Genomic DNA, 15,080 nt, shown 5'->3' on the forward strand with positions numbered 1-15,080 from the left:
CTTAAAATACTAATAATATATTAGTATTTTAAACTAGATCCCGCAATCAAGTCGCGGGATGACAGAGGTGGAATTGATACATGCAACAACGCTTACTCTTTCATAACATTATTATAAAATTCCGCAATTTTCTCTTTTACCGCTACGGGATCGTTCATCAAATTAACGGCACCTCTAAACTCTGCCGAATTCGGTAAACCGCTACTATACCAACCAATATGCTTACGTGCAATAGGTACGCCCACGGATTCACCGTAATAATCAAGTATTGCATCATAATGCTCTGTTACAATATCTAGCTGCTCTGCTATAGAGGGAGCAGATTTTTCTTCACCTGTTTTAAGGTAATGATCAATTTGTGAAATAAGCCAAGGTTTGCCGTATGCTCCTCTACCGACCATAATACCGTCCGCACCGGATTTTTGCAGGGCTTCTTTTGCTTTGGCAAAATTAGTAATATCACCGTTAGCAATAACCGGAATTTTTACCGCTTCTTTAACTGATCGTATAAAATCCCAATCGGCATTACCGGAATAAAACTGACATCTAGTTCTACCGTGAACGGTAACCATCTGAACACCTGAGCTTTCAGCAATTTTGGCTAAAGTCGGAGCATTTTTCGTATTATCATCCCAGCCCATACGCATTTTAACGGTTACCGGCAGCTTAACCGCTTTAACGGTAGCTTCAAAAATCTTAGATGCCAGCTGCTCATTCCTCATTAGAGCTGAGCCTGAATAACCGCCTACTACTTTTTTTGCCGGACAGCCAAAATTAAGATCGATAATTTTTGCCCCCATATCCTCGTTCATTTTAGCAGCTTCAGCTATTACATTCGGCTCACAGCCCGCTAGCTGTATACAAGCACTTGTTGCATCATCACGCATAATAGCACTTTTTTGTAGTGACTGCCTAGATTCCACAATCATTGCTCTACTTGCTACCATTTCAGAAACTACAAGCCCTGCACCGAATCTTTTCACCAATCTTCTAAATTCCAAATCCGTAACACCCGACATTGGAGCTAGTATAATATTTGAAGAAAGCTCAATAGTGCCGATTTTGATCATAAAAACCGTTATAAAAATAAACGCTCATAATATCATAATTAAGTATTTTTGTCTAATATTACTAATTAAGAATAGACAAAAGCCGATTAATCTATTATAAGCTTATTGTTGTATTTGGTTTTCCAGTCATTGCGAGGAGAAACTGCAAATTTCGACGAAGCAATCCAGTTAAAAAATTCTAATTTATAGAATTTTTTTTATTATCTTTTCTGGATTGCCACGCTCCTTTCAGTCGCTCGCAATGACGATTTAGGCATACTCTGAATAAATGAGGAGTAAGTAGACGAAGTTTAATTTGGAAAAGAGCAAGGAGTTCACAAGACGAGGAACGCAGCGCTTATACGTGAGTACCGCAGTACTTGTAGAACGACATAGCCAATTTTTCAAATTAAACGAGTATATACGGCCATGTAGCTCAGTCGGTAGAGCAAAGGACTGAAAATCCTTGTGTCGTTGGTTCAATTCCAACCGTGGCCACCATTCTTTATTTCTATTCCAATTTATATACACCTCAAACAGCGAACACATTATAAATTAAGGACTTTTTGCTGTCCAAAAAAAGTTAGATAATGTTGAATCTTTCTAGTGATTCTTCTTTAAATCAATCTCAATTCATTTATTTACACTTCTAATTAAATTTCTATTGCATTCTTAAAACTACTTATTACAGTTTATCCATATTTTAGTTATTTTTTTAACAAAATATTAAAACTTATAAGATTTAATAAGGATATAGATATGAAAGAATTAATAGAATTTCTAGAAAAAAGAGGATTTAAAAACCAAGCTAAAGCTAACGGCTTAAGAGATGGTACTACTAAATTTAAAATTTCTTGGTGCAACATAGGTGATGAAGGAGCAAAGTTTATTGCTAAAGCCCTTAAATTAAATATAATATTTTATATTTTACATAGAAGGGGAACAATTTGTCCCAACCCTTTAAATTTTTATGCTATCTGTAAATTTTGTTACACAAAAAAGTATTACTTAATATACTGTCGCTTAGTGGAGCAAATAGTCTACTTGCCTCCACTATTTCAATTCTTCTTCTTTCTGCTTATTTAATTACTCTAAGTTAATCAGTTTTTTAAAGTAATTAATTTTATATAACAAAAAGTAATTTTCGTTACTTTTTAAAGCTCGTATATTCAATACAAAATCATTCTTGTCATAAATAAAAATTTTAACTAAGTTTAGATATAATAAAGTGCCGAGAATAATTGAACGAAATAAACCAAGCGATGCTTTTAAAAGTTGTTTATCGATTATAAGTATAATTTTTCGGTATGGCAATTTGAATAAATTTCTGATTAATTTGTAGTAAGAATATGATGTATAAGGTTTTTCAGCTAAAATAAGTTCTATTCTTAATTCCCTATTTATGCCATTTGGATAAATTTCACGTAATAAGTCTTTGTCTTTAATAATAAAATCTAGATACGGCTCAATAATGGCTATTTTTCTTCTACTGTTTTAGTGTTCATAACGGCTTAGTTCTCCTGATTAAACTTAAATGATTCAAGTTTGATCACCAAGAAGCTAAGTTAAAGCCCGATTGGTGATCAGGGAGTTAGAAACACCGTCAACAAGAACAGCTGAGTAGTTTTTAGGCTTAAAGTTATACTCTAAGCCCTGAACATGACTACTACCTCCCCGACCGTAAAATATCGAGGAATAAACCAATTTAACGGTGGTTTTACCGCCTGTTGATGGAGGTTTCTATACTCCAGAACAACCTTAGCTGTTCCAAGATGATTCTAAGCAAAACTCTAAACAAGTCAATATGATTATTGATTTCAGAAATTTTTTCATTATTGCATGACTGGTTTGTCATTCTAGCTCAGCATTGTTGCGTAGATCGAAAAATGCGTTCTAGGTCATACCTTGGCTTGACCACGGTATCCAGAAAACAACTAAAAATACTAATATTATTAGTATTTTTAACTGGATCCCGTGATCAAGTCGCGGGATGACAGTGATAGAATTGATCCACACAATAATGCCTGCTCACAATGACGATATCATTCTTTACTTAGCAATACCTTTTATACTACCTGTAAATTTTGTTGCATAATAAAACTATCACTTATATACTTTCGCTAATGATTAATTTGCTTAAAGTTTCATATGGTAAGTAGTAATTTTTATAAAAATTTAGGACCACGAAAACTAACGGCAATTATAGATTTTTTACACAATATTATAGAACCTCCTAAGATTCATGAAGATATAGCTATTCATGATATTAAAATTCTGCAGGAAGCATCACCAAATGATATTAGCTTTTTAAGCAATCCTAAATACTCCGAATTTTTAAAAACTACCAAAGCTGCTGCTTGTATAGTGCCGAAAAATTTTACGGGAGAAGCAAATCCAAATACTCTTTTAATACATGCCGAGAATTCATATTTTGCTTACGGCAAATTGATTGATTTTTTTTATGCTCCTATTAAATCATACCCTGCTAAAATAATGAAATCCGCTATTGTTGCAGATTCGGCGACTATCGGAAAGAATTGTTATATAGGTCACAATGTAGTTATTGAAGACGAGGTTATTATAGGTGATAATAGTATTATAGAAGCCGGAAGTTTTATAGGTAGAGGCGTAAATATCGGCAGAAACGCTAGAATAGAACAACATGTTTCAATAAATTATGCAATTATAGGTGACGACATCGTAATACTTGCAGGAGCAAAAATAGGACAAGACGGGTTTGGCTTTTCTACCGAAAAAGGCGTACATCATAAAATATTTCATATAGGAATAGTTAAAATCGGCAATAATGTTGAAATTGGTAGCAACACTACTATTGATAGAGGTTCGCTTCAAGATACTATTATAGAAGATTTATGCCGCATAGATAATTTAGTACAAATAGGACATGGAGTAAAAATAGGTAAAGGTTCTATTATCGTAGCACAAGCAGGTATAGCAGGAAGTAGCACGATCGGTAAATATTGTGCTCTTGGAGGGCAAGTAGGAATCGCCGGACATCTAAATATAGGCGACGGGACACAGGTAGCAGCACAAGGCGGTGTAACACAAAATATAGAGGCAGGTAAAATCGTCGGCGGTAGCCCTGCAGTTCCTATCATGGACTGGCATAGACAATCTATTATTATGAAACAATTACTAAAGACCTATAATAGCAAATTAAAAAAGTAGTTTGCTATTGAAAAGGGCTTTGTTGTGTGGATCACAATGTCATTCCTGCATGGATACTGAGTCGTCATTGCGAGCAGGTATTGTTGCGTAGCAATCCAGAAAAATTAGCAAAAAGTGCCGATTTTAGCACTTTTTACTAGATTGCTTCGTCAATTATTTCATAATTTCCTCGCAACGACGGAAAATTTACATTAAAGAAGAGACCTAAATAAATGATCATAGATATTACCGAAATCATGGATTTGATACCTCATCGCTATCCATTTTTATTAGTAGATAGAGTACTTAAAATCGATCCTAACAAATCAATAACAGGTATTAAAAACGTTACCGTTAACGAGCCGCAATTTACAGGACATTTTCCGGCAAGACCCGTTATGCCCGGCGTTCTAATGGTTGAGGCTATGGCACAATTAGCTGCTATATTAGTTGCTAAATCTTTAGGTTCTACTAAGAATAAAGAAGTGTTTTTAATGGCTATCGAAAATGCAAAATTTCGTAGAATTGTTCAGCCAGGGGATATTATGCATATCCACGCTGTTATTGATCAGCAAAGAGCTAACGTATGGAAATTTTCAAGTACGGTTACGGTCGAAGGCGAAATAGCCGCAGAAAGTAAATTTACCGCAATGATTAAAGATAAATAGGGACATAGTGTCAAATTCTAATATCCATACTACAGCTATAATTGCCGAAGGTGCAAAGCTCGGTAAAAACATAAAAATCGGTCCATACTGTATTATAGGTGCTGAAGTAGTGCTTCATGACAATGTCGATCTAAAATCCCACGTAGTTATTGAGGGGATTACCGAGATCGGCGAAAATACAGTAATCTATCCTTTTGCATCAATCGGTCAACCTCCGCAAATCTTAAAATATGCTAATGAGAGATCAAGCACGATAATCGGCTCTAACAATACTATAAGAGAATATGTTACAGTGCAAGCAGGAAGCCAAGGCGGCGGAATGGTGACAAGAGTAGGAAATAATAATTTATTTATGGTCGGCGTTCATATCGGTCATGACTGTAAAATCGACAATAATGTAGTATTTGCTAATTATGTAAGCCTAGCAGGTCATATCGAGGTAGGTGATTACGCAATAATCGGCGGACTGTCTGCCGTACATCAATATGCTAGAATCGGTGAATATTCAATGATCGGCGGGCTATCACCGGTCGGAGCAGACGTAATACCGTTCGGACTTGTAAGTAGTAAACGTGCGGTGCTTGAGGGCTTAAACCTAATCGGTATGAATAGAAAAGGGTTCAATAAAGCAGAGTCTTTAAGTGCTTTAAAAGCTATCGAAGAAATCTTCTCAGGCGAAGGTAATTTTGCTGAGCGTATAAAACAAGTTGCCGAGAAATATAACAATAATTCTATAGTAATACAAATTATCGATTTTCTTAATCAAGATAGTAGTAGAGCATTTTGTCGTTTTGAGAAGTGATGTGATAGGTTCTTACTTGTCATTCCTGCGAAAGCATTGTTGCGTGGATTGGGGTTTCCGTCACTGCGAGAAAATTACTTAAGTAATTGACGAAGCAAGGAAGAAAAAAATTCTGTAAATCAGAATTTTTCTATTACTTTTTCTAGATTACCACGCTCCTTAAATTCACGGTCTTGTTGCATGGATCGTTTTATGTCATTCCCGCGTAGGCGGGGATCCAGTAAAACATATAAAAAAACAAGTTTTTTTATATGTTTATTTTATCAAATATGTAACTTCTATATCAATACTGAAGTTATTTTGCTGGATCCCCGCCTACGCAGGGATGACATCGAACTCGTTTTTCTATCCATGCAACAACACCTACAGTCACTCGCAATGACGGAGTATTTTTTCTTGTAAAGAATTTTGGCGTAAACGAGTTTTCAAGCTCTTAAAATCAACTATTTCTGCATTTTGATTTTGCTGGCTACATGCAAAAATATATTTTTTCTTTCCTTTAACTTTTTGGATACATTGTCCACAAATCCCCTTCATCATACATTGCATCGATGAATTAACACTAACTATTAGCTCCGTATTTTCACCGAATATTTCATTTTTTAGACTTTGCAATTCTTCTATTATTTCAGGAGAAGCATTAATTATTACTCTATCCACATAAGTTAATTTACGGTTTTTTATATCAGGATAGGTAACAAATATAACTTCATTATTATTTTCTTTTAGAACTTTTAATAAACCTACATTACCGGCTTCGGAATCAACAATAACTATTTTTTTATTTTTAGGTATTTCCATCGGCAAGCCTGTCGGTCCCATTAAAACCACTTTCTCATTTTCGGATAATGTTTTACATAAGCTAGTAGATTTACCGACTTCAAAAACTATGAAGCTAATTAAACCTTTTTCTACATCGATATTTGTAGGACTTAAGGCTACCGGCTCTATTAACTTAGCAGCATATTCAGAATAATTTTGTAAGCGAAAGAACTGTCCGAACTTAAAATTTTTAGCAGCAAGCGGCGAATGAATTACCAATTCAAAAGCTTTATCATCTAAGATATTTATTTTATGAATTCTGCTGACTAATAAATAATCAAGCTGCGTACAAAAATCTTTATAAATACCTTTAAAGCCAGGGTCATTATTTATAAGTCTTTTGTTAATAGCCTCGTACCCTTCTTTGGTACTAGCAAGAGCTTTCACTACACTTCCTGAATATTTAGGATTACAATCACCGAAATAACTATATTTATCCTCATCAAATTGAGTGTTATTTTCTATACCGATTGCCATAATTACGGTTTTGGCTTTGATTACTATAGTGTCATCCCGTGGCTTGACCACGGGATCTATAACATTATTCTGATATTTTTTCTGGATTCCGTGGTCAAACCACGGGATGACACTGAATTCCACAGATTCTACATGACCGTACTTATCGGTGTTAATCCTTAAAGGCTGCATATTTTCTTTAAAATCAACACCAAATGCTAATGCATATATTAGCTCCTCGTGATTTAATTTATACGCCGGCGAATCTTGCAATCTTCCACGATAGTATACAGTAGCACCCCCAAGCTTATTAAAAACCTTTCTTAATTCTTCATTATTTTTAGCTTCTTTAAACAATTTTGCATGAGCAATAAATTCTTCAGCTATTTCTTTATCTTCCTCCGTTAAATCTTTTTCTATATAATCTTCGGCAAATTTCTCTACTTGCTTTTTATAGTAATATAGACTTTCCGTTGCTGCATCTAAAGAAGTAAGACCGCCGCCTATTACCGCAATCGGCATTCTAATTACCATATTAGTATTAGAATTTTTTAAAAATGCCCCTCCGCTTTGTAAAGTCATTAAGAAATCGGAAGCCGTTTTTACGCCTTTAGCTTCAAAATTTTCTATATCCAAAACTTTCGGCTGACCTGCTCCAATGCAAAAAGCCATATGGTCAAAACCCAAATCGAAAGCCTGTTCTTTCGTTATATTAAAATCTAAAGCTACCCCGTCATAATATTTAAAATTATTATTTCTCTCTAATATTAGCCGTAATATATCAAGATTGTTTTTATTCCAGCGAACAGTTATACCGTATTCTGCTACCCCTCCAAATCCTCTTGGCATTCTTTCCGATAACAAATTTTTATATTCATGCCAAAATTTTATAGGCTTATGAACGTCAAAAGGCAAAGGAGTAATTTTTAAACCGTCAATAGCCGTAACATTGTGACCTGACCGTAATAAATAATAGCTAAGACTAAAACCTGCAGGACCAAGACCGGTAACTAAAATATTATAATTAGTAGGTTCTTTTGGTAGAGGTGCATAAATATTAAGCGGATTCCAACGAGTAAGAAGTAGATATATCTCTAAACCGTAAGGTAATTTAAGCGTTTCTTCTAAAATATTTGATTCTATTAACGGGATATTTACGGGATCTTGCTTTTGGTAAATACAAGCTTTTGAGCAATCATTACAAATCCTATGACCCGTTGCCGCAACCATCGGATTATCAATAACAATAATAGCAAGAGCACTTAGGTTAAAACCTTGTGCCTTAACATAGTTCATCTCGGAAATCTTCTGCTTTAAGGGGCAGCCGTTTTGAGTGTCATCCCGTGGCTTGATCGCGGGATCCATTTGTTTTTTTTGGATCCCGCGATCAAGCCACGGGATGACACTCACCCCCCTAGAACAGGAATCCTTATCCTGCTTATGGCAATAAATACAATAATGAGAGTGGTTTAGAGCTTCATCTAGATTTAAAAAAGAATCTGTATAGTCAAAATCTACTCTCTCATTTTTTTGATATTTTAATATTTTTTTATCGTCTATTAGGTTTTCTTTATCTAGTTTTTGGGGGATTGTAAACAAGATGTCATCTCGTGGCTTGACCACGGGATCCAAAAAACAACTTTTAACATCAACATTTGTCGATTTACTGGATCCCGTGGTCAAGCCACGAGATGACACTGAATGGCAATAACCATAAACTCTACACGCTACATATTGTGCTGCTATGTCTAATTCTGTGGCAAAACTTTCTTCTGCCTGTTGCCATATAATTATTTGTTTGGCAAATTCTCTAGAGGTAAAATTCGTACCTATTAAATTAGTTAGCTTTAAATACACCTCTTCAAAATCAATATCTTTTATTTTTTCCGGTGGATATTTTTTTACGGCAACACGCTGAACAAATTTTCTTTTACATTCATAAATAATATCAAAATCTTTATGCTTTAATCTTGATATAGTTACTTCTTTTGAAATACAAAATAACTCTGCTAAAAAATCGTCTAAATGAGGGGAGATTTTTAATAAAAATTCGGAATAATCTTGTGGAATAATAGAGAAAGGAGTTGATCTAAATAATATTAAACCTTTATGCAGAAATTTATCGGCTTTAAAGAGATAATCTAAAAATATTTGATCTAATTTTTTAAGTCCGGTTAAATCTAATTCATTAAAATCTAGATTAAAACCAAGTTTCATAAGTAATAAATAACTCTTTTAGAAAATTGTCTGTAAATTAAATAACTGATACAAACAGTAATAAATGCAACTATAATAGACTTAACTATCAGCATCATATCCGGTAATGTTCCGTCAATCACCAACACTTGTACGGGTCTTATAACTAAAAAGAACGGATTAAATTCAAAATATATCTTTTTAGACTCCGGAATTAGCGAATATGGATAAACTATCGGTATACTCCAATAAATAACTCCGAGAATAACATTTAATATTTGTGGAATATCTCGAATATACGGCGTTAAAAATGCTACTGCGATAGAACCGCTAATCACACATATTATTAAGGGCAAAATTAATATCGGCATAAATATTATTTGCCAAGAAAATTTTTCTGGAAATAATAAAATAAAAGCAAAATACATTGCCGAAAATGAGCAAATTAAAGTATATAATTGCCCTAAACTGTCCGCAACAGGAAAAAAAGTCTTAGAAATTCTAACTTTTTTTATTATTTGATCACGTGTTACCAAAGAACTCGAACAAATCGTTAGGCTGCTTACTATAAAACTCCATAAAGGAATACCGCCGACTAAGTTCATTACCATAAATTCTCTTGGCTGTCTTAATAAAAAACCGAAAAAATATGAAATTACCATTATGTGAATAAAAGGCTGAATTAAACTCCATAAAGAACCCAAAAAAGAATCTTTATTTTGCCTAATTATAGAAGCTTTAACTAGTAATGCTATTGCCCGCCAGTATTTTTTAGAAAAAAAATACTTTATCATTTATGAATTTCCTTGTTGTTGGTTATAGATTTTAAACATTTCTGATGGAATCCCATCACCTATAATATTGCCGTCTTTTAATAAAACACATCTATCGCAATTATCTTTTATAATTTCTTCTTGATGACTTACTATTATCGAAATAGGAGTATTCTTAAATTTATTTTTCATTAAATTAAGAGATTTTTCTATAAAATAGCTATCGCCTGCCGCAAAAACTTCATCAAGTAATAGAATCTGTGGATTTTGAAATATTGATACGGAAAAAGCAAGGCGTGATAACATTCCTGAACTATAATTTTTTATCGGTAAGTCGATTTTACTACCTAATTCTGAAAAATCTATGATTTCTTGCTCAATTTTTTTGCTATATTTATCTAACATATTGTTATATAGCATTAACATTTTTATATTTTCACGACCTGTCTGCTCCTGTTCAAAACCGACTCCCATATCTATAATTGCCGCAATATCTCCATGAATTTTGACGGTACCGGATTTTAACGGATATATTCCGGCAATTAGCTTTAGAAGCGAACTTTTTCCCGAACCGTTACTTCCTATAAAAGCTATTTTTTCTCCCTCATAACAAGAAAAATTAATATTATTTAATATAGGTATATTTGGAGAAAGAGAGACTCCTTTTTTCAAGAAGAAATGCTTTAAATCTTGAGCTCTTTTATGAGTATCTATGCCTTCTACATAACCATCGGTTATCTCTATAAATACTTTTGAATGGTTAAGTGACATAAAATAAATATTAAATAGATTTATTAATCCAATTTAAAAGAGAATTTTTTTGTTGCAAACCTATTTTAGTATCTTTTTGTTCACCGTTTTTAAATAACATTATCGTTGGAATACTACGAATACCGTATTCTGAAGGAGTGTTAGGATTTTCATCAATATTCATTTTAAGTACTTTTACTTTGCCTTTTAATTCTTTACTGATTTCATCTATTATCGGTGTTAACATTTTGCATGGTCCACACCATTCTGCCCAAAAATCAACCAGTACCGGTAAATCCGATTCTAATACTTCCTTTTTAAAAGAGCTATCCGTTACATTACTTGCCATAATTTCTCCTTGTTATTACTATCGGTAAATGAAGAGTGGTTATACGAAGGTCAATTTTAAAAAGAGTAATCGGTCTGCAAGGCGAGGAACGGAGCGTATACTTAATAAGTGAGTACCGCAGAACTTGCTAGACGACAACGCCAATTTTTGAAATTCACTGAGTATAAAATAAAATTATAAAGTACAGGCTTCTACTTGTAAATAATGAAAATCTTTTTATTTATTATATTTATTTTTTCTATTATAATATATCCGCATTATTAAAGCTGCTGTTTCCTCTATTGATCTAGTCGACACGTCAATTACCGGCCAATTTCTTTGATCACAAATTTTTCTAACCTCTAAGCATTCTTTTTGTACTATATTAAAATCTGTATAGCTTTTATTTTCGTTAATTTGCAATAAATTTAACCTAGCTTCCCTTATCTCAATTAATCTATTTGGATTAATGACGAGTCCTACTACTAATTGATCTATATCTTTTTCTATAAAATCAGGAAAGGGACAATTATAAACATAAGGAATATTGGCAGCTTTTAGACCGTTATACGCTAAAAATACGGAAGTTGGTGTCTTAGAAGTTCTAGAAGGACCTATTAATATTATATCAGCCCCCGACAACTCATTAAGCATTTGTCCGTCATCATGTCTTATGGCATAATCTATGGCATTAAGTGTATCAAAATAAGTTTTATCGAATTTATAATTGTAATTCTGTTCTTTTTCTATTTCAATACCTGAAAAAACAGACATTTCTTTAATAATTTTACCTATTACAGAAATACATGGAATTTTTAATTCATAACAAAATTTCGTTAAAGCTTTTCGGAGTTCTTGATCGGCAATCGTGTATAATACTATCCCGTGTCTAGATTCTATTTTACTTAATACTTCATTTAGCAATTCCAAATTTCTAATCATTGGCCAATGATATAATTTTGGTTTTACGGAAGTAAATTGTGCAAGAGCAGAATTTGCTGCATATTTTGCAGTTTGCACGGAAGAGTCTGAAACCAAGTGAATAATTAGCTTTGTCATACTTTACACATGTAATTGTGGATAATTTTTTTAATAACTTGTTATTTTTCCTATTAAAATCTATTAAAAATTTCCTCAAATCCTTATTAAATCAAGTAAATCTAGTGTATTTTCTTTTAAATAAATAGTTTGTGGATAAAATTGTGAATAAATATCATTTTTCTTTGAAAAAATAGTCTTTTCTAAGCTATAAATGAATTTTACGCTTAATTATCCACTTGTATAAATTCATTACAAACTTATGTGAATTATAATTAAAAATACCGATATTTTTAAGAATATTTTAATGAAAATTTTGTTGATAACTCTGTTTAAAACATTTAATCTACATAATTCTGTTTACATAAACAACAAACAATAAATATATCTATTAATTTAATATTTTTAGTAATAGCATGAAGCAAATTTTAAATCCGTTAAAAGGAAATAGTAATAAAATACCTATTTGGTTTATGCGTCAAGCAGGTAGATATTTGCCGGAATATAAAAAAGTAAGAGAAACAACAAAAAATTTTCTAGATTTTTGTTATGATGTTAACAAAGCAACGGAAGTAACCTTACAACCGATAAAACGTTATGGATTTGATGCAGCTATTATTTTTTCTGACATATTAGTTTTACCTCATGCTCTTGGATGGGAAGTAGATTTTAAAGAAAATGTAGGACCTATATTAAAGCAATTCAAATCACAAGAAGATTTTAAATATCTGCAAAGCAATCCGAATAATAAATTAGAAAAGATTTATGAAATAATAAAAAAAGTAAAAAAAGAATTGCCCTCCACCACTTCTTTAATAGGGTTTGCAGGTAGCCCTTGGACAGTGATGAGTTACATGCTAGAGGGAAAAGGGAAACAAGATTTTAAAACGAGCAAAAAATTTATATATGAAAATAAAATACTTGCTAAAGAATTATTAAATTTTATTACGGAAAAAACAGCTGATCATCTTATGAATCAAGCAAGATCGGGAGCAGATGTTTTAAAGCTTTTTGATTCATGGTCAGGAGTACTTGCAGAAGAGGAGTTTACTGAATTTGTAATAGAGCCGACAAAAAAGATTATACTAAAAGTAAAAGAAGTTTTTCCAAAAACTCCTGTAATTGCTTTTCCTAAAGGAGCGGGATTATTGTACGAAAAATTTATAAAAGAAGTACCGATAGATATTTTAGCCGTAGATCAAATGATTCCTCTTGAAAAAATGAAAGAGTGGAGTGATAAAGTAATAGTACAAGGTAATTTAGATCCAGTTGTATTATTAACTAATAAAGAAATTATTAAAGAAAAAGCTTATAAAATTCTTCAGGTAATGAAAGGAAAGAATTTTATCTTTAATTTAGGACATGGTATTTTGCCTGAGACACCTCCGGAAAATATAGAATTTTTGACAGAATATGTTAGGTTATATGAAGAAAAGAATAGCAATAGTACTTTTTAATTTAGGAGGTCCAAAAGATCTTGAATCCGTAAAACCTTTTTTATTTAATCTATTCTATGACAAAGTTATAATTAATCTGCCAAATCCTTTGCGTTATATTATCGCTAAAATAATTTCTATTATTAGAGAGAGAAAATCTCAAAAAATTTATTCTTTAATTGGTGGTAAATCTTCTTTACTTCAGGAAACAGAGGAGCAGAAATTAGCACTAACCGAAAAGCTAAAGCAACTCATAAAAGAAGATTTCGCTATTTTTATAAATATGAGATATTCAGCACCGTTTGCTAAAGAAGTAATAGGTCAAATAAAAAAATATAACCCAAGCGAAATAATATTATTGCCTCTATATCCTCAATTTTCAAGTACTACGACAGGATCTTCGGTTAAAAATTTTTTACAAAACCTTGATGTTGATATTCCAATTAAAACAATTTGCTGTTATCCTCTAGAAGAAGATTTTATAAAAACCCATGTTTTATTGATTAAGGAAAAACTATACGATAAAAATTTTCGTATATTATTTTCTGCTCACGGGTTACCTGAAAAAATAATAAAAGCAGGTGATCCTTATAGTTTTCAAATAAAAGAAACAGTAAAAGCAATAGTTAAAGAATTAAATATAAAAGATCTAGATTATAAGATAACTTATCAAAGTAGAGTAGGACCTATGGAGTGGTTAAAACCGAATACGGAAGACGAAATAGAGCTAGCAGGAAAGTTAAAAAAAGACATAATTATCGTACCTATATCCTTTGTATCCGAGCATGTTGAAACACTAGTAGAACTTGATATTGAATATAAATTAATCGCAGATAAATATAAAATTCAATATACCCGAATTCCGACACTTGGAACAAATAAAATTTTTATTAATAGTTTGACAAATATATTGCTACGATTTATTAGTAAGGTTGATACTAATTTAGTTACGAGTAGCTCTAATACAAGAATATGTCCAAATGAATTTACTAAATGTTTATGTAAATTAACAAATTAATAAGGAAAAGAATGGCAAGTTACTATCTATGGTTTAAGTCAGTCCATCTGATATCTGCTATATGTTGGATGGCAGTACTTCTTTACTTACCTAGAATATATGTTTACCATACCAAAGCTAAAATAGGTAGTGAGCTAGATAGTACTTTACAAGTAATGGAGCTAAAATTACTCAGATTCATTATGAATCCGGCAATGATTAGCACATTTATTTTTGGTTTAATAAATGCTCATATTTACGGGTTTGTTGCTCTTGATACTTGGTTTTACGTTAAAATGTTTGCAGTATTAATTTTAGTGATATTTCACGGTTTACTTGCAAGATGGCGAAAAGATTTTGCAAATGGTAAGAATGTCCATTCAGAAAAATTTTACCGCATAGTTAATGAGATTCCGGCTATCTGCATGATTGTTGCAGTGATTATGGTTATAGTGAAACCATTTGACTAGTATACTCGTTTTATTTGAAAAGGGATTGTTAAAGATATATAGTCATTGCGAGCAACGGTAAGCTGCGTGGCAATCTCATGAAATAATAACAAACTCTCCTAAGATTGCTTCGTCAATTACTTACGTA

At 32.3% G+C, this 15,080-nt stretch carries 14 protein-coding genes and 1 tRNA gene; 8 read left to right on the forward strand and 7 right to left on the reverse strand.

Going from position 1 to position 15,080, the window contains the following annotated elements; translation table 11 throughout:
- Positions 1–92: 92 nt before the first annotated feature.
- Complete coding sequence (gene dusB, locus REIP_RS01810; protein ID WP_045803666.1) at positions 93–1,070, reverse strand: tRNA dihydrouridine synthase DusB; 978 nt, start codon at positions 1,068–1,070, stop codon at positions 93–95.
- Positions 1,071–1,474: 404 nt separating this feature from the next.
- Here dusB and REIP_RS01815 point away from each other — a divergent pair.
- A tRNA-Phe gene (locus REIP_RS01815) sits at positions 1,475–1,550 on the forward strand.
- 258 nt (positions 1,551–1,808) lie between these two features.
- Positions 1,809–2,135, forward strand: a complete 327-nt coding sequence (locus REIP_RS01820; RefSeq protein WP_045803667.1) for a hypothetical protein — start codon at positions 1,809–1,811, stop codon at positions 2,133–2,135.
- 807 nt (positions 2,136–2,942) lie between these two features.
- Here the strand turns inward: REIP_RS01820 and REIP_RS13305 are convergent.
- Entirely contained in the window at positions 2,943–3,065 is a 123-nt protein-coding gene (locus REIP_RS13305) for a hypothetical protein (RefSeq protein WP_331385724.1), read from the reverse strand.
- A 132-nt stretch (positions 3,066–3,197) separates the two neighbouring features.
- Here REIP_RS13305 and lpxD point away from each other — a divergent pair, with 132 nt between their 5' ends.
- From lpxD to lpxA, 3 genes are all read left to right on the forward strand, one after another.
- A complete protein-coding gene (gene lpxD, locus REIP_RS01825) occupies positions 3,198–4,238 on the forward strand; it encodes a UDP-3-O-(3-hydroxymyristoyl)glucosamine N-acyltransferase (protein ID WP_023507397.1) in 1,041 nt (346 codons plus the stop codon).
- Between the two features lie 212 nt (positions 4,239–4,450).
- Positions 4,451–4,885, forward strand: a complete 435-nt coding sequence (gene fabZ / locus REIP_RS01830; RefSeq protein WP_023507396.1) for a 3-hydroxyacyl-ACP dehydratase FabZ — start codon at positions 4,451–4,453, stop codon at positions 4,883–4,885.
- A gap of 7 nt (positions 4,886–4,892) precedes the next feature.
- Positions 4,893–5,687: an acyl-ACP--UDP-N-acetylglucosamine O-acyltransferase gene (gene lpxA / locus REIP_RS01835; protein WP_045803668.1), complete on the forward strand. Its 795-nt coding sequence runs from the start codon at positions 4,893–4,895 to the stop codon at positions 5,685–5,687.
- Positions 5,688–6,056: 369 nt separating this feature from the next.
- On the opposite strand, the gene REIP_RS01840 is transcribed toward lpxA, so the two are convergent.
- The 5 genes from REIP_RS01840 to REIP_RS01860 form a co-directional block, all read right to left on the reverse strand.
- The gene (locus REIP_RS01840; RefSeq protein WP_045803669.1) at positions 6,057–9,182 is read right to left on the reverse strand and encodes a palindromic element RPE4 domain-containing protein; all 3,126 of its coding nucleotides are present in this window, start codon (positions 9,180–9,182) and stop codon (positions 6,057–6,059) included.
- A complete protein-coding gene (locus REIP_RS01845) occupies positions 9,179–9,955 on the reverse strand; it encodes an ABC transporter permease (RefSeq protein WP_045803670.1) in 777 nt (258 codons plus the stop codon). Before REIP_RS01845 ends, REIP_RS01840 begins: the two co-directional genes overlap by 4 nt.
- A complete protein-coding gene (locus REIP_RS01850) occupies positions 9,956–10,705 on the reverse strand; it encodes an ABC transporter ATP-binding protein (RefSeq protein ID WP_023507392.1) in 750 nt (249 codons plus the stop codon). It abuts the gene before it with no gap.
- A gap of 10 nt (positions 10,706–10,715) precedes the next feature.
- Positions 10,716–11,033 (reverse strand): thioredoxin, encoded by a 318-nt coding sequence (gene trxA, locus REIP_RS01855; protein ID WP_045803671.1) that lies wholly within the window; start codon positions 11,031–11,033, stop codon positions 10,716–10,718.
- A gap of 216 nt (positions 11,034–11,249) precedes the next feature.
- Positions 11,250–12,071: a pyruvate, water dikinase regulatory protein gene (locus tag REIP_RS01860; protein WP_008579203.1), complete on the reverse strand. Its 822-nt coding sequence runs from the start codon at positions 12,069–12,071 to the stop codon at positions 11,250–11,252.
- A 395-nt stretch (positions 12,072–12,466) separates the two neighbouring features.
- Here REIP_RS01860 and hemE point away from each other — a divergent pair, with 395 nt between their 5' ends.
- From hemE to hemJ, 3 genes are read left to right on the forward strand one after another with little or no spacing between them, the layout of a single operon-like run.
- Entirely contained in the window at positions 12,467–13,507 is a 1,041-nt protein-coding gene (gene hemE / locus REIP_RS01865; RefSeq protein ID WP_045803672.1) for a uroporphyrinogen decarboxylase, read from the forward strand.
- Positions 13,464–14,504 carry a ferrochelatase gene (gene hemH, locus REIP_RS01870; RefSeq protein WP_045803673.1) on the forward strand — a complete coding sequence of 347 codons (1,041 nt, stop codon included), beginning with the start codon at positions 13,464–13,466 and terminating at the stop codon, positions 14,502–14,504. The genes hemE and hemH overlap by 44 nt, the downstream gene beginning before the upstream one ends.
- A gap of 11 nt (positions 14,505–14,515) precedes the next feature.
- Complete coding sequence (hemJ, locus tag REIP_RS01875; protein ID WP_023507388.1) at positions 14,516–14,953, forward strand: protoporphyrinogen oxidase HemJ; 438 nt, start codon at positions 14,516–14,518, stop codon at positions 14,951–14,953.
- The last annotated feature ends 127 nt before the right edge of the window (positions 14,954–15,080 follow it).

Source organism: Rickettsia endosymbiont of Ixodes pacificus, assembly GCF_000965155.1.
GTDB classification, from domain to species: domain Bacteria; phylum Pseudomonadota; class Alphaproteobacteria; order Rickettsiales; family Rickettsiaceae; genus Rickettsia; species Rickettsia tamurae.

Excerpts from the sequence above, each read along its gene's own strand:
- dusB (WP_045803666.1), bottom strand. The coding sequence starts at position 1,070 with ATGATCAAAATCGGCACTATTGAGCTTTCTTCAAATATTATACTAGCT.
- REIP_RS01820 (WP_045803667.1), top strand. The coding sequence starts at position 1,809 with ATGAAAGAATTAATAGAATTTCTAGAAAAAAGAGGATTTAAAAACCAA.
- lpxD (WP_023507397.1), top strand. The coding sequence starts at position 3,198 with ATGGTAAGTAGTAATTTTTATAAAAATTTAGGACCACGAAAACTAACG.
- fabZ (WP_023507396.1), top strand. The coding sequence starts at position 4,451 with ATGATCATAGATATTACCGAAATCATGGATTTGATACCTCATCGCTAT.
- REIP_RS01840 (WP_045803669.1), bottom strand. The coding sequence starts at position 9,182 with ATGAAACTTGGTTTTAATCTAGATTTTAATGAATTAGATTTAACCGGA.
- REIP_RS01845 (WP_045803670.1), bottom strand. The coding sequence starts at position 9,955 with ATGATAAAGTATTTTTTTTCTAAAAAATACTGGCGGGCAATAGCATTA.
- REIP_RS01850 (WP_023507392.1), bottom strand. The coding sequence starts at position 10,705 with ATGTCACTTAACCATTCAAAAGTATTTATAGAGATAACCGATGGTTAT.
- trxA (WP_045803671.1), bottom strand. The coding sequence starts at position 11,033 with ATGGCAAGTAATGTAACGGATAGCTCTTTTAAAAAGGAAGTATTAGAA.
- REIP_RS01860 (WP_008579203.1), bottom strand. The coding sequence starts at position 12,071 with ATGACAAAGCTAATTATTCACTTGGTTTCAGACTCTTCCGTGCAAACT.
- hemE (WP_045803672.1), top strand. The coding sequence starts at position 12,467 with ATGAAGCAAATTTTAAATCCGTTAAAAGGAAATAGTAATAAAATACCT.
- hemH (WP_045803673.1), top strand. The coding sequence starts at position 13,464 with ATGTTAGGTTATATGAAGAAAAGAATAGCAATAGTACTTTTTAATTTA.
- hemJ (WP_023507388.1), top strand. The coding sequence starts at position 14,516 with ATGGCAAGTTACTATCTATGGTTTAAGTCAGTCCATCTGATATCTGCT.